This window comes from Nocardia alni (genome assembly GCF_019038435.1).
GTDB classification, from domain to species: domain Bacteria; phylum Actinomycetota; class Actinomycetes; order Mycobacteriales; family Mycobacteriaceae; genus Nocardia; species Nocardia alni.
Genome location: NZ_JAGPOX010000079.1, coordinates 21,888 through 42,894, shown reverse-complemented (window position 1 = coordinate 42,894; position 21,007 = coordinate 21,888). Strand labels below are relative to the sequence as shown.

At 67.7% G+C, this 21,007-nt stretch carries 22 protein-coding genes; 4 read left to right on the top strand and 18 right to left on the bottom strand.

Translation table 11 applies throughout. The features are described from left to right. Positions 1–134: 134 nt before the first annotated feature. The 16 genes from JZ791_RS26755 to ftsH form a co-directional block, all read right to left on the bottom strand. Positions 135–695 carry an FHA domain-containing protein gene (locus tag JZ791_RS26755; RefSeq protein WP_254206349.1) on the bottom strand — a complete coding sequence of 187 codons (561 nt, stop codon included), beginning with the start codon at positions 693–695 and terminating at the stop codon, positions 135–137. A 286-nt stretch (positions 696–981) separates the two neighbouring features. Further along, entirely contained in the window at positions 982–1,347 is a 366-nt protein-coding gene (locus JZ791_RS26750) for a histone-like nucleoid-structuring protein Lsr2 (RefSeq protein WP_216897989.1), read from the bottom strand. A 115-nt stretch (positions 1,348–1,462) separates the two neighbouring features. Further along, positions 1,463–2,935, bottom strand: a complete 1,473-nt coding sequence (gene lysS, locus JZ791_RS26745; protein WP_216897997.1) for a lysine--tRNA ligase — start codon at positions 2,933–2,935, stop codon at positions 1,463–1,465. Positions 2,936–3,196: 261 nt separating this feature from the next. Continuing rightward, positions 3,197–3,619, bottom strand: coding sequence for a rhodanese-like domain-containing protein (locus JZ791_RS26740; protein ID WP_216897996.1), 423 nt, complete (start codon positions 3,617–3,619; stop codon positions 3,197–3,199). A gap of 5 nt (positions 3,620–3,624) precedes the next feature. Next, entirely contained in the window at positions 3,625–4,227 is a 603-nt protein-coding gene (locus JZ791_RS26735) for a cysteine dioxygenase (protein WP_216897988.1), read from the bottom strand. A gap of 280 nt (positions 4,228–4,507) precedes the next feature. Next, the gene (locus tag JZ791_RS26730; protein ID WP_216897987.1) at positions 4,508–5,341 is read right to left on the bottom strand and encodes a type III pantothenate kinase; all 834 of its coding nucleotides are present in this window, start codon (positions 5,339–5,341) and stop codon (positions 4,508–4,510) included. Positions 5,342–5,354: 13 nt separating this feature from the next. Beyond that, on the bottom strand, positions 5,355–5,774 hold the full coding sequence (gene panD / locus JZ791_RS26725) for an aspartate 1-decarboxylase (RefSeq protein WP_216897986.1): 420 nt from the start codon (positions 5,772–5,774) through the stop codon (positions 5,355–5,357). A 12-nt stretch (positions 5,775–5,786) separates the two neighbouring features. Continuing rightward, positions 5,787–6,713: a pantoate--beta-alanine ligase gene (panC, locus tag JZ791_RS26720; protein WP_216897985.1), complete on the bottom strand. Its 927-nt coding sequence runs from the start codon at positions 6,711–6,713 to the stop codon at positions 5,787–5,789. Further along, positions 6,710–7,651 (bottom strand): Rossmann-like and DUF2520 domain-containing protein, encoded by a 942-nt coding sequence (locus JZ791_RS26715; RefSeq protein WP_216897984.1) that lies wholly within the window; start codon positions 7,649–7,651, stop codon positions 6,710–6,712. The genes panC and JZ791_RS26715 overlap by 4 nt, the downstream gene beginning before the upstream one ends. 127 nt (positions 7,652–7,778) lie before the next feature. Beyond that, complete coding sequence (locus tag JZ791_RS26710) at positions 7,779–8,915, bottom strand: DUF6779 domain-containing protein (protein WP_216897983.1); 1,137 nt, start codon at positions 8,913–8,915, stop codon at positions 7,779–7,781. 73 nt (positions 8,916–8,988) lie between these two features. Further along, a complete protein-coding gene (locus tag JZ791_RS26705; protein ID WP_216897995.1) occupies positions 8,989–9,456 on the bottom strand; it encodes a DUF3180 domain-containing protein in 468 nt (155 codons plus the stop codon). A 133-nt stretch (positions 9,457–9,589) separates the two neighbouring features. Then, on the bottom strand, positions 9,590–10,126 hold the full coding sequence (folK, locus tag JZ791_RS26700) for a 2-amino-4-hydroxy-6-hydroxymethyldihydropteridine diphosphokinase (protein ID WP_216897982.1): 537 nt from the start codon (positions 10,124–10,126) through the stop codon (positions 9,590–9,592). Positions 10,127–10,202: 76 nt separating this feature from the next. Beyond that, positions 10,203–10,667: a dihydroneopterin aldolase gene (gene folB / locus JZ791_RS26695; protein WP_216897981.1), complete on the bottom strand. Its 465-nt coding sequence runs from the start codon at positions 10,665–10,667 to the stop codon at positions 10,203–10,205. Next, positions 10,664–11,500, bottom strand: a complete 837-nt coding sequence (folP, locus tag JZ791_RS26690; RefSeq protein WP_216897994.1) for a dihydropteroate synthase — start codon at positions 11,498–11,500, stop codon at positions 10,664–10,666. Before folP ends, folB begins: the two co-directional genes overlap by 4 nt. 62 nt (positions 11,501–11,562) lie before the next feature. Beyond that, the gene (gene folE, locus JZ791_RS26685) at positions 11,563–12,180 is read right to left on the bottom strand and encodes a GTP cyclohydrolase I FolE (protein ID WP_216897993.1); all 618 of its coding nucleotides are present in this window, start codon (positions 12,178–12,180) and stop codon (positions 11,563–11,565) included. Positions 12,181–12,321: 141 nt separating this feature from the next. Next, positions 12,322–14,673, bottom strand: a complete 2,352-nt coding sequence (ftsH, locus tag JZ791_RS26680) for an ATP-dependent zinc metalloprotease FtsH (protein ID WP_216897980.1) — start codon at positions 14,671–14,673, stop codon at positions 12,322–12,324. 358 nt (positions 14,674–15,031) lie between these two features. Between ftsH and JZ791_RS26675 the strand changes: the two genes are divergently transcribed. Then, positions 15,032–15,964, top strand: a complete 933-nt coding sequence (locus tag JZ791_RS26675) for a hypothetical protein (protein ID WP_216897979.1) — start codon at positions 15,032–15,034, stop codon at positions 15,962–15,964. 87 nt (positions 15,965–16,051) lie between these two features. Here JZ791_RS26675 and JZ791_RS26670 read toward each other — a convergent pair whose 3' ends face one another. Further along, positions 16,052–16,873, bottom strand: a complete 822-nt coding sequence (locus JZ791_RS26670; protein ID WP_216897978.1) for a DUF1266 domain-containing protein — start codon at positions 16,871–16,873, stop codon at positions 16,052–16,054. A 116-nt stretch (positions 16,874–16,989) separates the two neighbouring features. On the opposite strand from JZ791_RS26670, the gene JZ791_RS26665 reads away from it, so the two are divergent. The 3 genes from JZ791_RS26665 to JZ791_RS26655 all read left to right on the top strand — a co-directional run bounded on the left by JZ791_RS26665 (position 16,990) and on the right by JZ791_RS26655 (position 20,275). Next, complete coding sequence (locus JZ791_RS26665; RefSeq protein ID WP_216897977.1) at positions 16,990–17,241, top strand: DUF2277 domain-containing protein; 252 nt, start codon at positions 16,990–16,992, stop codon at positions 17,239–17,241. A gap of 256 nt (positions 17,242–17,497) precedes the next feature. Continuing rightward, positions 17,498–19,066, top strand: coding sequence for an aldehyde dehydrogenase family protein (locus JZ791_RS26660; protein WP_216897976.1), 1,569 nt, complete (start codon positions 17,498–17,500; stop codon positions 19,064–19,066). Between the two features lie 330 nt (positions 19,067–19,396). Beyond that, positions 19,397–20,275: a PfkB family carbohydrate kinase gene (locus JZ791_RS26655; protein WP_216897975.1), complete on the top strand. Its 879-nt coding sequence runs from the start codon at positions 19,397–19,399 to the stop codon at positions 20,273–20,275. A gap of 13 nt (positions 20,276–20,288) precedes the next feature. Here JZ791_RS26655 and JZ791_RS26650 read toward each other — a convergent pair whose 3' ends face one another. Then, the gene (locus JZ791_RS26650; protein WP_216897974.1) at positions 20,289–20,972 is read right to left on the bottom strand and encodes a nucleoside/nucleotide kinase family protein; all 684 of its coding nucleotides are present in this window, start codon (positions 20,970–20,972) and stop codon (positions 20,289–20,291) included. Positions 20,973–21,007: the final 35 nt, after the last annotated feature.

Below are 21,007 nucleotides of genomic sequence, written 5' to 3'. Positions count from 1 at the left end.
GGTCGGGTACCGCTGCGTAGGCGACGAAGGAGCAAGCAGCGGTGCCCGACCGACGCGCCCCCAGGGCGCCGAAAACCCGCCGGAGCGAAGCGGAGGCCAAAGACACAGCAGCGAAGCGGAGGCCAAAAATACAGCTACAGGTCGCGGTCGGCGATGATGCCGCTCTGCAACGCGAGCGCCGCCAAGCGAACCCGCTTCTGGTTCTGCGGCAGGTCCTCCACCCCGAACTTCGAGAACAGCGTGCGCAGATGGGTTTTGATGGCGTCCACGCTCAGGAACAGCTCGTCGGCGATCTGCTGGTTCGAGGCGGGCGTGGCGAATTCGGCGTTGTTCTTGTAGGGGCGGCACAGCGCGATCAGCACCGCGCGCTGGGTATCGGTCAGCGAGCGCAGCGTGGGGAACGAGGCGGCGGAGGTACGGGTCGCATCGTCCGATACGCCGCTGAAGTCGTGGAACGAGACCATGGAGGTGCCCATGCGAATCCGGTCTCCGGCAATCAGCCTGCGCCGCCCGGCCAGCCGTTCGCCGTTGACGAAGGTGCCGTTGCGCGACAGGCCGTCGTCCACGATCGTCCACTGCGCGCCCAGATATTCCACCGAGGCGTGCAGACGCGAGACCTCGGCATCCCAGGACAGCGTGAGATCCGCCTGCGGCGAGCGTCCGATGGTGATCCGCTGCCTGTCGGGGCTGAGCATCAACTCCTGCTGACGCCCAGTGTCGTCGGCGAAGCGCAGAAACGACTCGCGTACCTCACTCACCTCGATCCCCTGCCCGTCCGCCTGCGACTGTTCTTGCACAGATTCCATGGTGCCGCGTGCCCGGAGACCGAGCAAGATCGCCGTGAACGAACCCGCCGAACACCGTTCCTCGGTTATATCCGATATGTATGAAAACGCCGCTGCCGTCCGGACGTCGCACGATTCCTCCGGACGGCAGCGGCGAAATGGAACAATCGGTCTTGTTCCACGCGCGCACCACTTACTAGTTGGTGCGGCCGACTTCCTTGTTGTACGCCTCGGTAATGTCGGCCGAGATACGACCGCGGGCCGACACCTTGTGCCCCTTGCGCCGCGCCCATTCACGAATTGCCGCGCTCTGCTCGCGGTCCATCGACACCCGGCTCTTGGGCGCACCAGTGCTCAAACCCGCGGACTTGGTGCGACGCCGGCCACTCACGCGGCGCGCGTTGGCGACCCATGTTTCCAAGCCACCGCGCAGCTTCTCCGCGTTTGCCTGAGACAAGTCGATCTCGTATGAAACACCGTCGATCGCAAACTCGATGGTCTCGTCCGCGTTGGACTCCCCATCGACATCGTCGATCAGGCTAACGGTGACCTTCTTTGCCATGAGATGAACGTCCTCTCGAAATCGTGCGACCCGCATACTAGGCCGATACCCGAGTCGAGAATACCTCTAATTCCGAAATTTCCAAGTCGAGATTCGACAATGAATCCAGAGGCGCTCAGCGAGAGGTCGGACGCACAATTGGGAACAGTATCGTTTCTCGGATTCCGTGACCGGTCAGCGCCATCAGCAACCTGTCGATTCCCATACCGGTACCGGTAGTAGGCGGCATGCCGTGTTCCATCGCCGCGAGGAAGTCCTCGTCCAGCCGCATCGCCTCGTCGTCACCGGCCGCGGCCAAACGGGCCTGATCGATGAACCGCTCCCGCTGAATCACCGGATCAACGAGTTCCGAATAGCCCGTTGCCAACTCGAACCCGCGCACGTAGAGATCCCACTTCTCGGTCACGCCGGGCTTGCTGCGATGCTGCCGGGTCAGCGGCGAGGTCTCCACCGGAAAATCGCGGACGAAAGTCGGCGCGTACAGCTTGTCGCCGTACACGTGCTCCCACAGTTCCTCGACGAGCTTCCCATGGCCATACGCGGTGACCTTGCCCTCGGGAATTTCCAGACCCACCCGCTCGGCCAGCGCCAGCAATTCCGGCACCGTGGTTTCCGGGGTGACCCGCACACCGAGGGAGTCCGACAACGACGGGTACATCTCCACGGTGTTCCACTCACCACCGAGGTCGTATTCGGTGCCGTCGGCCAGGGTGACCACCTGGGTGCCGAAGACCTCCTGCGCCACCTCCTGGATCAATTCACGCATCATCAGCGCGGAATCGTCATAGGTCCCGTACGCCTCGTAGGTTTCCAACATGGCAAACTCCGGCGAATGCGTGGAATCCGCCCCCTCGTTGCGGAAGTTGCGGTTGATCTCGAAGACCTTCTCGATACCGCCGACCACACAGCGCTTGAGGAACAGTTCCGGCGCGATACGCAGGTACAGATCGATATCCAGGGCATTGGAATGAGTGACGAAGGGCCGCGCCGCGGCGCCGCCGTGCAGGGTTTGCAGCATCGGGGTCTCGACTTCCAGAAAACCCCTGCGCTCCAACGCATTTCGCAGCGCCAGCACGGCCTTGACCCGGGTCCGCGCCATGAACCGCGCCTCCGGCCGCACGATCAGATCGACATAACGCTGGCGGACGCGCGATTCCTCGCTCATCTCCTTGTGCGCGACCGGAAGTGGGCGAAGCGCCTTGGCCGCCATCGACCAGGAATCGGCCATGACGCTCAATTCACCGGTGCGCGAAGAGATTACCTCACCGTGCACGAATACGAAGTCGGCAAGGTCGACATCGGTCTTCCAGGCGGCCAGCGCATCGGCCCCGACACCGTTCAGGCTGATCATCGCCTGCAACTTCGTGCCGTCACCGTCCTGCAGGGTGGCGAAACACAGCTTGCCGGTATTGCGGACGTAAATGACGCGCGCGGCCACGCCGACGACCAGCCCCGTCGGGGTATCCGGTTCCAGGTCCGGATAGGCGGCCCGAATTTCCGCGAGGGTATGTGTGCGCGGCACCACTACCGGATAGGGTTGCACGCCCTGCTCGAGCAGCCGTTCCCGCTTCTCCCGGCGAATCCGCATCTGCTCGGGTACGTCGACTTCCGCTGCGGCGGGACGGCTTTGTCCCGCGGGATTCGTGCCCGCGGCCCGGCCGGATGAAGGGGTGTTCGGGGAGCTCACACGCCTACCCTATCGTGTGCGGGAAATGCTTTAACGCACCGGTCGATGTCAATTCTCGACCACCCGCCGACGCCGCGTTATCCGCGACGCGAAACGCGCCGGAAATGCGATAATACGGACACCGGCGCGAAAACGACTGTGCCGCCCGGCTATTCGGGTAAATTACAACGAAACCAAGTCGCCCATCGTGCGCGCGAAGTGCGGTGCGCCCGCCGCCGCCGACAGGAGTCCGGCCGCCTTCAGCGCCTGATATCCGCCGACCAGATCGGTGGCGCGGTGCAATCCCAGCCGCTGCAGGGATGCCGCGGCCAGGCTGGAGGTATAACCCTCGGAGCACACCACGACCCATTCCACGTCGTGGTTCGCGGCCAGCGCCAAGCGCGCGGAACTGGTCGGATCCAGCCGCCACTCCAGCACATTGCGTTCGATCACCAGCGCGCCCGGTAACGTGCCCTCTTTCACCCGCTGCGCCTGCGGTCGAATGTCGACCAGTACCGCACCGCGCTCGACCGCCTGCGGCAATTCGAACGCGTAGATCCGAGTCAACGTCGCGCGTGCCTCGTCGAGCATGCGATCGATCGTCACATGGGTCATTTCACAGGGCCTTCCGGCTGATCGGTGAGTACGGTCCGGCTGCGGCGCAGCGTGCCGTGACCGGTGACCTCGTAATAGGACATGGCTGACAGGGGTGGTGAATACGCGTGCACGGACAGCGTCGGATCCGCCGGGCCCGCGATCGGGCCGGGTGCGCGCACGACGTCGTGCACCCAGCCGAGCGGAAATGCGGCCTGATCTCCGGCCGACAGCGTGCGCCCGCGCAATTCCTTGCCGTTCCAACGGAATTCCGAGAGCGCACCGCTGAGCACGGTGAGCGCGCCCAGCGATCCGGCGTGATCGTGCAGTTCGGTGGATCGGTCCGGCACCCAGCTGATCAGCCAGATGTCGACCTCGTCATCGGCGAGAAGTCTTGTGGCCCATCGCTCTTCGGTGGGCCACAGGCCGCCCTCGGGTAACAGGTGGTCGTATCGACCGGCCAGGACGTCCTCGGCGCCCTCATCGGTCAGGCGCAGCAGATCGGCCGGGCGAAGCCGGGTGGGCAGCGCCGAGGCGACCCCACGCTCGGTGATCTCGGCGGGCAGCCGGGAATTGCGCGGCAGATGCTGCGAGGAAAGGGTGACGGCAGAAGTACGCATGAGGCGAAACTCCAGAAGAAGTGTGGCGGTCGGGGGCAGAGACGAAGCCCCGACAACTGCCGAGGCGAATCAGCCTCGACAACACTCCTGGATGCTCACGCGGTAGGACACGAGCCGAAGTCTAACAGCACCCACGGATCGCGCAACTACCCTGTCGGATACGCCACATCTCCATCGCCACCGATTCCTTCTGCTCGGCGGAACCGCTGATTTCGTACGGTCCGGGTAACTCACCGGGTACGGGCTGAGACGGCCACCGACTTCCCGCCGTCCGCCAACGCTACTGGTGCCGCACGCCAGTCTGGCCTGAGCCGCGGGGAGGCGGGCTGCGACGTTGCTGGTTGCGCTCGTACACCACGCGCAGGCCCTCATGGGTCAGATGTGGTTCGTGGCGGTCGATGGTCTCGGATTCCGGCACGATCAGGGGCGCGTTCGCACCGGTCGCGACCACCGCGACATCGTCACCGGCGAATTCGTCGAACTCGTCGCGGATCCGGTCGACCAGGCCGTCGACCAGGCCCGCGAAGCCGAATATCGCCCCGGCCTGCATACATTCCATGCTGTTCTTGCCGACCACCGACCGCGGCCGGGCCAGCTCTATGCGGCGCAGCGCCGTGCGCGCCACCAGCGCCTCGGTGGAGATCTCCACACCCGGTGCGATGCAGCCGCCCAGGAACTCCCCTTTGGCGGACACCAGATCCACACAGATGGCACTGCCGAAATCGACCACGATCGCCGCGGAGTTGTAGCGGTGATAGGCCGCCAGACAGTTCACGATGCGGTCCGCCCCCACCTCCTTGGGATTGTCGACCAGCAGTGGAATTCCCGTGCGCACGCCCGGCTCGACCAGCACATGCGGCACATGGCTCCAATAGCCGCTCATCATGTCGCGCAACTCGCGCAGCACCGGCGGCACCGTCGAGAGCGCCGCCACCCCGATCACCTGATCGATGCGTTCGCCGATCAGCCCGCGTACCTGCATCGCGAACTCGTCGGCGGTCAGCTGCTGGTTGGTGTGTATGCGCCAGGTCCGCTCCAGCGTGGCGTGGTCACCGCTACCGGAGAACAGCCCGATCTCGATACTGGTGTTGCGCACATCGATGGTCAGCAGCATCGCCCGGCCTCCGTCACGCCGGGGTCAGCGAGCGAGGGGACGTCAGCCCCGATCCCTCGGGTGCGTGCGCCGGGTCGCTGCCGAGGTCCACCTGCCGGTTCTGCTCGTCCACGAAGACCACCCGCGGGGCGTACTCGCGCAGTTCGGCCTCGTCCATCATGCCGTACGCGATCAGGATCACAAGATCGCCCGGATGTACCAGGTGTGCTGCGGCGCCGTTGATTCCGATCACGCCGGAGCCGCGTTGCCCGGCGATGACGTAGGTCTCCAGACGGGCGCCGTTATCGATGTCGACGATGCAGACCTGTTCGCCCTCCAGCAGATCGGCGGCGTCCATCAGGTCCGGATCCACGGTCACCGAGCCGACGTAGTGCAGATCGGCGTGGGTCACCGTGGCGCGGTGAATCTTCGATTTCATCATGGTGCGCAACATGGTTCGTCTTTCCTAACGCAGGGCCGCGGCGGTTTCGGGGGTGGTCGGATGGCCGTCGATGTCGGCGCCGACCGTCACCGCCATGTTGTCGATCAGGCGAGTGGCGCCGACCCGGGCGGCGACGAGCAGGCGGGCGTTGCCGCTGCCCGGAATCGGGCCCAGGTCCGCGCCGCGCAGTTCCAGATAGTCGACCTCGATATCCGGTGCGCCGTCGAGTACGGCGCGCGCGGCGGCCAGCACCCCGTCCGGGCCCAGGCCCGCGGCGTGACGGCCGGCGGTCAGGGCCGCCGAGAGCGTGGTCGCCAGGTCTCGCTGGACCGGATCGAGGTAGCGGTTGCGCGAGGACATGGCCAGGCCGTCGTGCTCGCGGACGGTGGCCACCGGGACGATCCGCACATCGACATTCAGGTCCCGCACCGATTGCCGGATGAGGGTGAGCTGCTGGTAATCCTTCTCGCCGAAGTACGCCTCGTGCGGGCGGGCGATCTGCAGCAGCTTGTTCACCACGGTCAGCATGCCGGCGAAATGCGTCGGCCGGCTCGCCCCTTCGAGTTCCGCGCCGAGCGGCCCCGGCTGCACCATGGTGCGCGGGCCGTCCGGATACATGTCGGCGGCGCTGGGCGCGAACACCAGCTCCACCCCCTCGCCGCGCAGCAGCTCCACGTCGGCGTCGAGGGTGCGCGGGTATTTGTCCAGATCCTCGTTCGCACCGAATTGCAGCGGGTTGACGAAGATCGAGACGATGACGATCTGATTGGTGCGCCGGGCCTGGCGGACCAGGTGCAGATGCCCCTCGTGCAGTGCGCCCATGGTCGGCACCAGCGCCACCGTGCGGCCCACCGAACGCAGGGCGGTGGACACCGCGGTGAGCTTCGCCGGATCGTGCAGGACGGTCAGCTCGCCCGGTACGTACGCGCCACGCAATGAGGTATCGATCATCGGTCGTTCCTTTCCTGTCGCCCGCGATCATCCAGCAAATCGATCAGGGCGGGATTCTTCCCGGCCCGCTCGGCCGTGCGCAGCGATAGCGCGCGATATCCGGCGGCCAGACGTGGGTCGGTGCCGGCCAGCGCGGCCAGGTGCGCGGACACCGCCTCGACGTCACCGCGCGCCACCGGGCCGGTCAGTGCGCCCTGGCCGCGGCGCAGGGCGTTGTCCAACGCCGCCGAGGCCAGCGGGGCGAGCATGCGTTCGGCGAGACCGTTCGGCTCGTCGTCGACCACCTGCTGGCCCAGCAGCCCCGGACCCGCGAGCGCGGCCCGCAGCGCCGCCACCGCGTCGACGATCAGCGTGACCAGGTGGTTGCTGCCGTGTGCGAGTGCGGCGTGGTAGAGCGTGCGGTGCTCCTCCGCCACCCGGACCGGCTCCCCGCCCATCTCGATCACCAGCGACTGCGCGATCGCGTACCCGATCTCGTCGGCCGCGGTGACGCCGAAACAGGCGTTGGCCAGGCGCGCGAGATCCTCGTCGTGACCGGTGAAGGTCATCGCCGGGTGAATGGCCAGCGGCAGCGCGCCCCGCTCGGCCAGCGGCGCGAGCACGCCGATGCCGTTGGCCCCCGAGGTATGCACCACGATCGTGCCGGCCCGTACCGCGCCCGCGGCCGCCAGGCCCGCCACCAGTCCCGCCAGCTCGGTGTCCGGCACGGCCAGAACGAGCAGCTCACTGCGTGCGGCGACCTGCTCGGCCGGCAGTATCTGCGAATCGGGCAGCCGCGTACGCGCGCGATGCAGTGACGCATCCGAGATGGCGGATACGCCGAATACGACGTGACCGGCGCGTTCGAGCGCCGCTCCCAGTGCCGAACCCACGCGTCCCGCCGAGACGATTCCCACCGTCAGCCGTGCGGGCGCAGGATCAGCCCGCGACACAGGCATATCCGAGGCCACCGTTGTCCTCTCGAGAAAGTTCCAGTCCCGCGAATGCGCGGGTACCAGACGTTACGTACCGAGAATAGGACCCGGCTCTCGCCCGGGACAGACCAGGCCCTGGTGAGATTGCTAACTACCGTGCGCCACGCTCGGACTGGAGATTGGCCATGATCTCGGCGACCGAGAGCTTGCGGCCCGGAAAGTCCTCCTCGGACTCCGCACGGCGGCGCCGGCGGGAGGTGGAGGTGGATGTTCCGACCGGCGTGGACTCGGTGTGGACCGGACGTGTGGACGGATCCTCCTGCGCCGGCGACGTCCGCTTGGGTATGGACAGCCAGGAGAAGCGCGAGGACTCGGCGGCTGTGGGCGTCCGCGATTCGGACGGCTCGGCATCCGGCGAATCGGCGTCCGAGGACTCCGCGGCTTCCATGGATTCCAGGGATTCCGAATCCGGCGTGGACGCCTCATCCGGCCCGGCGGCCTCGAACGGCTCGAAGCCGAACGGCGACCACTCGGGATCGGCGCCCGGCACCGGCTCGGCGTCGGCGTCGGCATCGGCGTCGGCGTCGTCGGCCGAGCCACGCGCCTCGTCCGCGTCCAGTGCCGCCAGATCCTCGGCGGTGATCACCGAGGTCTCGGCCGTGACCGGCTCGTCGTCGGGGCTGGCGAAGGCCGGGGGCTCGGGGTGGTCCGGCTCGAAGACCGGGGTCAGTGGATAGCGGGGAATCACCGGCGAACTCCAGGCGTCCCAACCGTCCGTTTCCTCCGGGTTATCGTTCGCCGAGTCGGCGGACGCACCGGGCAACTCCTGCAGGCGGACCGCATCGGCACGCAGGGCGGGACGTTCGACGAGCAGATCGCCGTCGAACAGGCGCTGCAGACTCTCGCGCAGCACGGTCAGCTCGGCGCGCAGCGCGGCCATCTCGCCGGCGTCCGCACCGACCTCCTGGCGCACCCGGGCCTCGATGCCGCGCTCGTATTCGCGCCGCACGGTGACCTCGCGTTCGAGCTGTAACTCGTACACCGTCTGCAGGTCGTGCACCTTCGCTTGGTCGGCCGCGGCCTCGCGGCGGTAGCGGGTAGCGGCAATGGCGCCGATCACCGCGGCCCACAGCGCCGCCACCAGACCGACCCGGACCAATTGCACGCTGCTGCTGAATACCAGGAATGCGCTGGCGACCAGACCGAGCAGAATCAGACTGCCGATGACCAATTTCCCCGCATGATCCCGTCGGCGGCGGGAAGAACTGCTACGGGCGGGCGACACCATGTCCGCAAGGGTAGCCTGCGCCGGGAGTTCCGGTGTGCAGCTTAATCGGTGATTCGAGCGGCTAAGTTAGCTGTTAAGTTGCTGGCTCATCGGGCGGCTCGCTGGGCGCGCGGCAGCAATACTCCAGCCACAGAGCCGCGGCCACCAGCAGCAGGCCCGCGATCAACCCCGTGATGGCGCCCGGTGTGTCGGAGCCCGCGGCGTGCAGCGTCGAGCGCTGCGGCAGCACCCAGATCAGGAATCCCAGCCACACCCCGGCCGCCAGCGATCCCACCTGCGCCGATGCCTTGGCCAGCGCGACCGCCCGCGCGGCGGTGATCGGATGCATATGTTTGGGACCATCGCCGATGCGACGATCGCCCACCCTGGTCCGGATCACGAAGGCCAGGACCGCCTCCAGCGCCGCCACCGGATACAGCGAGGCGCCCGCGATCACCGTGATCGGCGGAAAACTCGAATACGCCCACCGCGTGGCGATCCAGGCGACCACCGCGGCGATCAGCACATTCGCCGCAAGGTCCAGAAGCTTGGTCGGCCGCATCACATTCATGCCAGTGCCTCATTTGCGCCGCCGGCAGCTCCACATGAATGGCGGCGCTTCCGAGGGCCTCCGTGGTGACGCTCCGCTGCCGCCTCCGGCCCGCCGGTACGCACCGCGAATCGTCGAGGTTCGATCACGGCTCCGCCCGGCGCAATGTCAGTTCGGTCAGTCGAACGCCCTCGCGCTCGGCCGGATCCAGCGCGTCCAGCAGGTCGCGCAGCGGGCTCGGCCGTCCCTGCACCTCGAGCGTCGCCTCCGGCTCGATCTCGAACCACGGCGTCAGCACGAAGGCCCGGTTGTGCGCCTGCGGATGCGGCAGCGTCAACGTCGGATCGGTACTGCGGCACACGCGCACACCGTCGGACCGGCGGTCGGCGCACCACACCACATCCACATCGAGAGTCCTCGCACCCCAGCGCACCTCACGCACGCGCTCGGCGGCCTGCTCGAGTTCCTGGCCGCGCAGCAGCCAGTCCCTCGCATCCGCCGACGGATCGTCCACCAGCAGAACCGCATTGAGGTAGTGCTGCTGCGGCACACCACCCCAGGGCGCGGTCGAATACACCGAGGACACTCGAATCAGCCACGGCGCGAAGGCATCCACGACACTGCGCAGATGAGCCAGGCGGTCGCCCAGATTCGACCCGATGGACAGCACCGCCCTGCTCATGACCGCACCTCGCTGACGCTCGGCTCCGTCATGCGCCGGGCGCGCTGTGCCCATGATTCGCTCCGCTGCGCTCCGCTCATGACTTCACCTCGCGGCTGCGTGCGGCGACCACGCGAACGTCGCTGAAGGCGTGGGGAATCGGTGCGGATGGCTTGTGCAGGACGACCTCGGCCGCGGTGACCTTCGGATCGTTCATCACGTCGTCGGCGATCTCCGACACCACCGTCTCGATCAGATTGCGCGGCGGACCCTGCACGATCGCCACCGCCCGCTCGGCCAGCTCACCGTAGTGCACGGTCTCCGAAAGATCATCGGTCGCAGCGGCTTTCGTGAAATCGAGCCACAGCGTGATATCGACGACGAACTCCTGCCCGTCGCGGCGCTCGAAGTCGAAGCAGCCGTGATAGCCGTAGGCGCGCAGCCCCCGCAGTTCGATGCGGTGCTGGTTGGCCTCCGCTTCGCTCCCCCGCTCCGTCAGTCCAGAATCGACCCGGGCCGCGAACTCCGTAGGGTCCTGGCTCTGCTCAGGCTCTGGTCTCATCGCGTGAACGTTCCCTCCGTGGTTCCGGTTCGGTCGACGGCCCGGCCCCAGGCGTCGGTGACGGCGATCGCGTCCAGGGTGGCGCGCACATCATGCACCCGCACACCCCAGGCGCCGCGCTCGGCGGCCAGTGCGGAGATCGTGGCGGTCGCGACCTCCCGACCGTCCGGCGGACGCAGCTGGTCATCCTGCGCCAACAGCGCGCCCAGGAAGCGCTTGCGCGAGGCGCCGATCAGGATCGGCAGGCCCGAGGCGACGTAACGCGGCAGCGCGCCCAGCAGCGCCCAGTTGTGTTCGGCGTTCTTCGCGAAGCCCAGTCCCGGATCCAGCACCAGACGCTCCGGCCGCACCCCGGCCGCGACGGCGTGGTCGACCTGCGTGCGCAGCTCGTCCCAGACCTCCGCGACGACATCGTCGTACCGATCGGCCGGACCGGTGTGCCGGTAGTCCGCGCCCGCGCGCCAGTGCATGAGAATCCACGGAACTTCAGCAGCCGCAACGATTTTCGCCATATCGGGGTCGGCACGACCACCGGAGACGTCGTTCACCATCGCGACACCGGCCTCGATCGCGGCCGCGGCGACCGGCGCCCGCATCGTGTCCACGCTGGTGGGCACGCCCGCCGCCGACAGCTCACGGATCACCGGCACCACCCGCCCCGACTCGGTGGCCGGATCGATCCGCACCGCGCCCGGTCGGGTGGACTCGCCGCCCACGTCGATGATGTCGGCGCCCAGCTCGTACAGCTCGAGCCCGCGCGCCACCGCCAGGCTCGGATCCAGATAGCGGCCGCCATCGGAGAACGAATCGCTGGTCACGTTGACCACGCCCATCACGACGCAGGAACGCGCACCGCGCGGGCGTACGGGCTCATCTCCGAATGTGGCCACCGCGCTCACTTCCGCAGGATGAGATCCAAGGCCTCCGCGCGCGAGGAGGCACTGCTCTGCAACAGACCGCGCACCGCGGAGGTGGTGGTGCTCGCGCCGGGCTTGCGGATACCGCGCATCGCCATGCACAGGTGCTCGGCCTCGATCACCACGATCGCGCCGCGCGGGTCCAGCTTGCGCATCACCGCGTCGGCGATCTGGCTGGTGAGACGCTCCTGCACCTGCGGGCGCTTGGCGTAGAGATCAACCACACGAGCCAGCTTGGACAGACCGGTGACCCGGCCGTGCGTGCCCGGGATGTAGCCGACGTGCGCGACCCCGTGGAAGGACACCAGATGATGTTCGCAGGTGGAGTACATCGGGATGTCGCGCACCAGGACCAGTTCCTGATGCCCCTCGTCGAAGGTGGTGTTCAGCACCGCGTCCGGCTCGGTGTACAGACCCGCGAACATCTCGCGGTACGCGCGCGCGACGCGGGCTGGAGTATCGACCAGCCCCGGGCGGTCCGGATTCTCGCCGACCGCGAGCAGCAGTTCTCGCACGGCAGCCTCGGCCCGTTCCTGATCGAAGCCGCGACCGGTTTCGAGCGCGACCATGCCGTTGGTGATCGCCGTATCGGACATCTCGTCGGACGTCCGGGCCGCCGCGCGGTTGTTGTTGGCCGACACTCGCGGACACCTCCACACAATCTATGGCGCCTGGCGGCGCGGGTCGGGGCACCGGCAAATCTCCGGTACCCCGATCTCGAGCCTAATCACCGAGGGTTAACGGTGACCGTTCGGTCCATCCCATTCGTTGCCTTCGCCCTCGCCCCGGGGCGGATAGCCGTTATCGGGAGAGTCGTTCGGCTGGGTGCCGCCACGCCCGTAGCGCTGACCGCCAGCGGGGGCCCAGCCACCGTTCTCCGTGCCACCGCGTACCGGCTGCTGACCCGTCTCCTCCTGCGGCGGCCAGCCGGGAGCGGACCAACCGGCCGGGGCGCCGTAATCGGGCCGCGAACCGTGCGGATGCGAATACCCCGGGGCCGCCCCGGGCGCCGAATAGCCCGGCTGGCCCGTCGGATATCCGGGCTGGGCCCCATAGCCCGGCTGCGCCCCGCGATAGGCCTCGGGCGGATATCCGTTGGTCGGGACCGGCTGGGCGGCCTGGAGTATCGGGGTCACCGGCTCCTCGGGCCACGGCTCACCGCGCTCGGCGGCCAGCTCCCGAGGCGTCTTCACCGGCGGCCGGTCGGACGGAACGCGATCACCGAAGTCGTTGAACGCGGTGATCCGCGGGCGCTTGTCGACCGTGGCCAGCACCTGTTCCAGATCCTTGCGGTGCAGGGTCTCGCGCTCGAGCAGCGCGGTGGCCAGCGCGTCGAGCTCGTCGCGGTAGTCGTTGAGGATGGCCCACGCCTCGGTGTGCGCGGCCTCGATGAGGTTGCGCACCTCCTCGTCGATCTCGCGGGCGACCTCGTGCGAGTAGTCCGGAGCCGTGCCCATGGACCGTCCCAGGAACGGGTCGCCCTGCTCCTGGCCGTATCGCACCGCGCCCAGGCGCGCGCTCATGCCGTACTCGGTCACCATCCCCCGGGCGATCTTGGTGGCCTGGTCGATATCCGACGACGCGCCGGTGGTCGGCTCGTGGAACACCAGTTCCTCGGCCGCGCGGCCGCCCATCGCCATGACCAGGCGGGCGATCATCTCCGAGCGGGTCATCAGGCCCTTGTCGTCCTCGGGCACTGTCATGGCGTGGCCACCGGTGCGGCCGCGGGCCAGGATGGTGACCTTGTAGACGGGCTCGATATCGGGCATCGCCCAGGCGGCCAGGGTGTGGCCGCCCTCGTGGTAGGCGGTGATCTTCTTCTCGTGCTCGCTGATGATCCGGCTCTTGCGCCGCGGGCCGCCGATGACACGGTCCACCGACTCCTCGAGCTGCGAACCGTTGATCACGTTGCCGTGTTCGCGCGCGGTGAGCAGCGCGGCCTCGTTGATCACGTTGGCCAGGTCCGCGCCGGACATGCCGACGGTGCGCTTGGCCAGACCGTCCAGATCGGCGTCGGGCGCGATCGGCTTGCCCTGTGAGTGCACGCGCAGGATCGCGCGACGACCGGCCAGGTCCGGATTGCTCACCGGGATCTGCCGATCGAAACGACCCGGGCGCAGCAGCGCCGGATCCAGGATGTCGGGCCGGTTGGTGGCCGCGATGATGATGACGCCGGTGCGGTCGCCGAAACCGTCCATCTCGACCAGCAGCTGGTTCAGCGTCTGCTCACGCTCGTCGTGACCGCCGCCCAGGCCCGCGCCGCGCTGGCGGCCGACCGCGTCGATCTCGTCGACGAAGATGATGCAGGGGCTGGCCTGCTTGGCCTGGTCGAACAGGTCGCGCACGCGCGAGGCGCCGACACCGACGAACATCTCGACGAAGTCCGAACCGGAGATGGTGAAGAACGGAACGCCCGCCTCGCCCGCGACCGCGCGGGCCAGCAGGGTCTTACCAGTGCCCGGCGGGCCGTACAGCAGCACGCCCTTCGGAATCTTCGCTCCCAGGGCCTGATAGCGGGCCGGATTCTGGAGGAAGTCCTTGATCTCGTACAGCTCCTCGACCGCCTCGTCGGCGCCCGCCACGTCGGCGAAGGTGGTCTTGGGCATGTCCTTGGACAACTGTTTGGCCTTGGACTTGCCGAAGCCCATCATGCCGCCGCGACCACCGCCCTGCATGCGGGCCATGACGAAGACGAACAGCCCCAGCAGCAGGACCATCGGCAGGACGAACAGCAGCACCTGGGTCAGCCAGCTGTCCTGCTTGACCGTGGTGTTGTACGGCGCGCCGGAATCCTGCACATCCTTGAGGACCTGTGCCGAGACCTCGCTGCCGCCCGGGTACTTCGCGATGATCTGAGTCTGGTTGCTCGTCGCGTCGTTGCCCTTGTTCAGGATGATGCGGAGCTGCTGCTCCTTATCGTCGATCTGAACCTGTTTGACGTTGGCCTTGTCGGCGAGCTGGGTGAGCGCCACCGAGGTATCGACGTTCTTCCAGCCGCGCGTGTCGTTGCTGAAATAGCTGACCAGATAGATCACGAGCAGGATGCCCGCGACTATGGCCAGGTTGCGAAACACTGTCTTGCGGTTCATAGAGCGTCGGCCGGCGGGCCAGTCCTTTCCGGTGATTTCCGGTGTCTTTCGATCGGGCACTGATGCGTCGGGCACTCATGCCTCGAACACTGTCCGCGCCCGGAACGCCTCGCGAAGCGCGTAAGGATGCGGACAAGCCACGTTACCGCGTACGGTCTAGTCGATACATCGCGCAGTTCGGCAGCTAATGCAGTTCGGTAGGTAAACGGTCGGAGCACGCAGGTGGTTCCCGGCCATTACTCGGGTCGACGCCCACGGCATCTATCCAAGTAGCAATAATCATGGCATGCACCACCTATTGTGAGCGACAACACAACCCCGCGGTGTCGACACCGCACTTCAACAGAGCGCAGGGGGTATGGACATAGTCGAGCTACGGACACCCACAGCGATACTGCGCCACGGCGGCGGGCGACTACAGGTCCTGCGGCCGGGCAGCGACGGCGAGCGCGTGCTCGACGTGCCGGTTTCCGATCTGCTGAAGGTGCGTTTGAATCGGCGTGCCGACGACGCGGTGGTCATCGAGATCTATCTCCGGTACCCCAGCCCCGTGCTGACCGGCGTCCCCGCCGACCGCACGCCACTGCCGGTCCTGATCTCCGAACACGACATGCCGACCGCCACGGTGATCGTGGAGCGGATCAACACTCAGATCCTGGCCACCCAGCGCATCGATATGACGGTGCCCGATCTCACGCCTCCCGCCCCGGCCTGGGGCAAGTCCGGGCCCACCCGGGCGGATGTGGATCGCGCGGTGCGGCGCATGGCGCCCAGGCGCGAGACCAAGCCGGCGATCGGCGCGCTGCACCGCATGGTCGGCGCGGACGAATTCACCCTGGAGACCGCCCTGGCCACGGCGCAGGCTCCGAACGGACGCGGGCTGCTGGCGGTCACCACCCGCCGGCTGCTGTTCCTGTCCGTCGGCGCCACCGACCACGCCGCCTACGAGGTTCCGGTGGCGGCGCTGTTGTCGGCGCGCCCCTCCGACCCGCAGGAAGCCACCGACACCCCGGACGACCCGTCCGCCGAATACGGCATCCACGTCTTCGACGGCAACCAGACGATGCGGTTCGCCGGCGCCGACCGCGCCGACACCGATCGCGTCATCGGCGCGCTCAACTTCGCCATCCAGCGTGAGGCCGCCGACGGCGCCATCGCCCCGCCCGACCCGGGCGTGGCCCAGCTGTACTCGGAGTGGGACCTGCTGGTGGAGCGTCACTCCCTCGGCATGGTCGACGATTCCCAGTTCCAGCGCTACGGGCGAGGGATCCTGCGTTCCCTGCCGGATTAGAGGTTTACGCCGTCGTTCCGGCGTGCCTGTCTGGAATCCAGCGCGGGATCCCGGCAACAAGCATGCCGGGATGACGGTTCGGCACGCCTACTCCGGCTGCAGCGAGATCCGCCGCCACGGGCTTGTCTGGCGTTGCCACAGGCGGATCAGCTCCAGGCGGCGGTCCACGCCGCCGGACTTGAGTTCCGCGAGGTCCTCGCAGGCCTGCCAGTAGGTCCAGCCGGTCAGGAAGGCGTCGCCGAACTGGCGCCAGTTGCGGTAGCGGCGCTGGGCCGGTACGAGCGCCCGCATCGCGTACTCCCAGGAGATGTCGGCGTCCAGGTATCCGGCGGTGAACGCCATGCGCGCCACCGCCACGACACGGGCCAGATCCCACGCCTGGATGTCCGAGGGCAGCGGCTGTACCAGATGGTCCACCAGCCCCAGCTTGATCGCCTGGGACCAGATGTCGTAGTCGCGCACCAGCGCCTCGGGGTTGTCCATCCCCCGAAACGCGCCGACCTGACGCAGGAAGGCCCGGTGCCGGTCGGCGCGCTCGCCGAAGCGGTCCCGCTCGGGCGAGTTGATCGCGGCCATCACCAGGGGATGCACCATGGCGTACAGGGGTCCGTGCATCCCCTCCAGCAGTTGCTCCATCGAGGCCATCGCCTCGGCGCCGTCGGTGATGCCCCACGCGCCGGTCAGCGTGTCGATGGCCAGTTCGCGCCGGTCGCCGAGCGGATGCTCGCGCTCGGGACCCAGCAGCAGCGCGTCGTGGAAGGCATCCCAGCGCGCGGAGTAGAACGCGCCCAGCGACAGGGCGCGCAACTCGTCATCGGAGACCTGGGCGCCGGACCAGTGATCGTCCTCGCGGCGATCCAGCTCCTCGTAGGGAAATGTGGTCAACGTCGGCAGGTCGCGGGCAGCCATGACACCGATTGTGTCCCATCGATCTTGCTCTGTGGCGTTATATCCCCCGGTGTTACACCCAGATATCCTGATTCTTCCGCTATCGCACAGGGGTGTCGAGGGCTAATCTCGGCCCCATGTGTAGGAACATCACCGTCCTGCGTGGGCTCGAGCCCCCTGCGACCGAGCAGGAGATCTACGCGGCCGCACAGCAATACGTGCGAAAGGTCGGTGGCCTGACCGGCCTGTCCTCGACGACGAAACCGGCCTTCGACAAGGCGGTCGCGGCCGTCGCCGCGGCGACCACCGCACTGTTGGCCGAACTTCCCGATCGTCGCGTGCCGCCGACCACCGAACCACCGCTGCGCAGACTCGCCAGCACGGACTGACCATGAGGCCGCGGCGGTCCGGCTCGTCCGCCGTGGACGCCGGACCCGGCTGCCACATGTCTGAACAAGCAACGCTCCACATCCGGTGGAGGGTCGAATCCTCCTGCGCGCCGAACCCGGCGGCCACCGGACGGCCAGTCAGGGCCATGGGTTGACCGCTAACGCCGATCGCCGGAGGCGTGATTGTGACACGATCGAGACCCAGGAAACAGATTCCCACGTCACAACAACGCAGCGCCCGGGAGAAACCGACACCATGTCCGATACCGAATCGCGCACCTGGCCCACCGAACTCGTCGTCCGCAATCCGGCCACCGGCCGGGTCGTGGCCGAGGTTGCGGCGCAATCCGCCGAGGAAGTGGCCGCCGCGGTCCGGGATTTACGCCTCCACCAGCACGAATGGGAGGTTATCGGCGCGCGCGGGCGCAAGCGGTGGCTACTGAAATTCCAGGACTGGCTGATCGACAACAACGATCACCTCGCCGACGTCCTGCAGTCCGAGACCGGCAAGCCGCGGGTGGACGCGCTGATCGACCCCAGCTTCGCGGTGGATCTGCTCGGCTACTACGCGCGCCGCGCGGAGCGGTTCCTCGCCGACGAACACCCCGCCCCGCACAGCCCCCTGGCCCGGGTCAAGCGCCTGACGACGGTGTATCGGCCGTATCCGGTGATCGGGGTGATCACGCCGTGGAACTTTCCGCTGGCCATGCCCGCCCTGGACGTGATCCCCGCGCTGGCCGCGGGCGCGGCGGTACTGCTCAAGCCGTCGGAGGTGACGCCCCTGTCGGCACTGGAACTGGCGCGCGGCTGGGCCGAGATCGGTGCGCCACCGGTGCTGACGGTCGTCACCGGAGGCCCGCAGGTCGGCGCGGCCGTAGTGGACAACGTCGACTTCGTGCAGTTCACCGGCTCCACCGCGACCGGTAGGCGGATCGCGACGGCCTGCGCCGAACGCCTGCTGCCGTACAGCATGGAACTGGGCGGCAAGGATCCCGCGATCGTGCTCGCCGACGCCGATATCGACCGTGCCGCATACGGAATCGCATTCGGCGCCCTGTTCAACTCCGGACAGGTGTGCATCTCGGTCGAGCGGATATACGTCGAGGCGCCGGTCTACGACAAGTTCCTGGACAAACTCACCGCGCACGTGCGCGAGCTGCGACAGGGCATCGACGGCCGCAAGCCCGAGCACGACCTGGGCGCCATGGCCAACGACGCGCAGCAGGCCATCGTCACCGAACATGTCCAAGACGCGATAGCCAAGGGCGCCAAGGTGTTGACCGGCGGCCAGGCGACCGGCGTCGGCACCTTCTTCGAACCGACGGTGCTGGTCGAGGTGGACCATTCGATGCTCTGCATGACCGAGGAGACGTTCGGGCCGCTGCTTCCGGTGATGCGGGTGGCCGACGAGACCGAAGCCATCGCGCTGGCCAACGATTCACGCTACGGGCTGTCGGCCTCGGTGTGGACCGGCGATCGGGTGCGCGGGGAACGCATTGCGCGGCAACTGGACGCGGGCGCGGTGAACATCAACGACATGTTCGCCAACCTGTTCAACTTCGCGCTGCCGATGGGCGGTTGGGGGCAATCCGGCGTCGGCGCCCGCTGGGGCGGCGCGGACGGCGTGCGCAAATACTGCCGGGCACAGGCGATCACCACGCCGATCCTCCCGACGCAGCAGAAGGAACCGCTCTGGTTCCCTTACAACACCAACAAACTCGTCGTGGCGCTGAGCGCGATGCGTGCGGCCGGGGCACACGGTCCGCGTCGCCTGGGCGTACTCGACATACTCAACTCCGCCAGAGGTCGCGTCGCCGACCTATAAAGACTTTGGTGTTCCGCCATTCCGGCACATGCCCACCCACGCAAGCACGCGCCAGTTCCTTTCCGTGGGGGTGCGCAGTCAGCCAGAATCCGAAGCCGGACACTCCAACCCACAGCACGCCAAGCCGACAACCCGGCCGAGCAGATCGGGATACCTTCGGCCCGACACGCTCGCTACGCCCGCCCACGCAAGCACGCGCCAGTTCCTTTGCGTAGAGGTACACAGTCAGCCAGTATCCGAAGCTGGACACTCCAACCGACAGCATGCCAAGCCGACAACCCGCTCGAGCAACCCGGAACGCCAACGCAACTATCTGTAAAATCCGCCGCTATGGCAATTGCGGTGTTCGTCGGGCTGTCGACCCTCGATATCGCCTATTCGGTGGCGAGGTATCCCGACGAGGACACCAAGACCCAGGCGCACGATCAGTTCCTGGGTGCGGGCGGTCCCGCGGCGAACGCGGCGGTCACCTTCGCGGCCCTGTCGGGGCGCACACCGGCGCTCGTCACCGCGCTGGGCGAGCATCAGCTGGCCCACGTGATCCGGCACGATCTGGACGAGCACGGCGTGGCCCCGCTGGACGCGACACCCGGGGAGCGGCATCGCCCGCCGGTGTCCTCGATCATCGTGGCGACCGAGGCCGGGACGCGCACCATCGTCTCGCTCGACGGCTCGGCCATCTCCGCACCCTTCGACCCCACCCATGTGCGACCGCTCAACGACGCGGCGATCGTCCTGGTCGACGGGCACTACCCCGAGCTGGCCTTCGGATTCGCGACCGCCGCCCGCGCACGCGGCATTCCGGTGGTGCTGGACGGGGGACGCTGGAAGGATTCACACGCCGGTCTGCTGCCGCTGATCGATATCGCGATCTGCTCGGCCGCCTTCGCCCCGCCGGGCGTCGCGGGCGGGGCCGACGGCCTGTTCGACCATCTGCACGCGCAGGGCGTGCGACACGCGGCGATCACATACGGCGGCAAGCCGATTCGGTATTCGACACCGGACGAGCGCGGCGAGATCGCGGTGGCCGGTGCCGATATGGTCGCGGTCGACACCCTCGGCGCGGGCGACATCATGCACGGCGCGTTCTGCCACTATCACGTTGCGGGACAGTCGTTTCCGCAGGCGCTACGCAGCGCCGCCGGGATCGCGACGCTGGCCTGCTGCCATCTCGGCACGCGCGCCTGGATCGCGGACCTGCCCCGCTGATTTCCGATCCTGCTCACCCGATGCGATAGTTCGGTCCGTCGGCGTACAGCACGAGATCCGCACGTTCCCGGGTTCCGGCGACCAGCTCCGCGTTCATCAAATCGCTCTGCGCCACCTTGGTCTCGGCGTACCGCGCGCTCTTGCCGCCGCGCATGTGCCGGTGCAGCAGACGCTCCGCCAGCACCTCGTGCGGAACATCCAGGTACCAGGTCTCGTCGAGGAATTCACGCACCGCCGACCAGGTCGACGGGCCGAAATCGTCCAGCAGCAGGTAGTTTCCCTCGGTCAGGACGATCGATTGCCGCTCGAACACCACCGAGCCGGGCACGGGCTCGTGCCGCTCGCGATCGTAGATGGGCCACGAAACCGGCTGTCCCAGTGGCGTTTCCCGCAGCCGTCGCAGTCCGGCGAGATAGCCCGCGACATCGAAGGTGTCCGGCTCGCCCTTGCGGGTCAGCGCACCGGCCAGCCGCAGTTCGATATTGCTCAGATGGAATCCGTCCATCGGCGCGACCTCCGCCACCGCCGCACCGGCCAGCGCGTCGAGAGCGTCGCGCAGGGCGGCGGCGAACGTGGACTTCCCGGCGCCGGGCGGTCCCGCGATACCGAGCACGAATCGGCCGCTTCGGGCGCTCGCACGCTCCCACACCCGGGCTGCCAGCGTCTCCAGCGAGATCTCGGTATCGTTGCGGACCATTCCGCCGACCCTAGCCGCCCGCGGATCACGGGCGC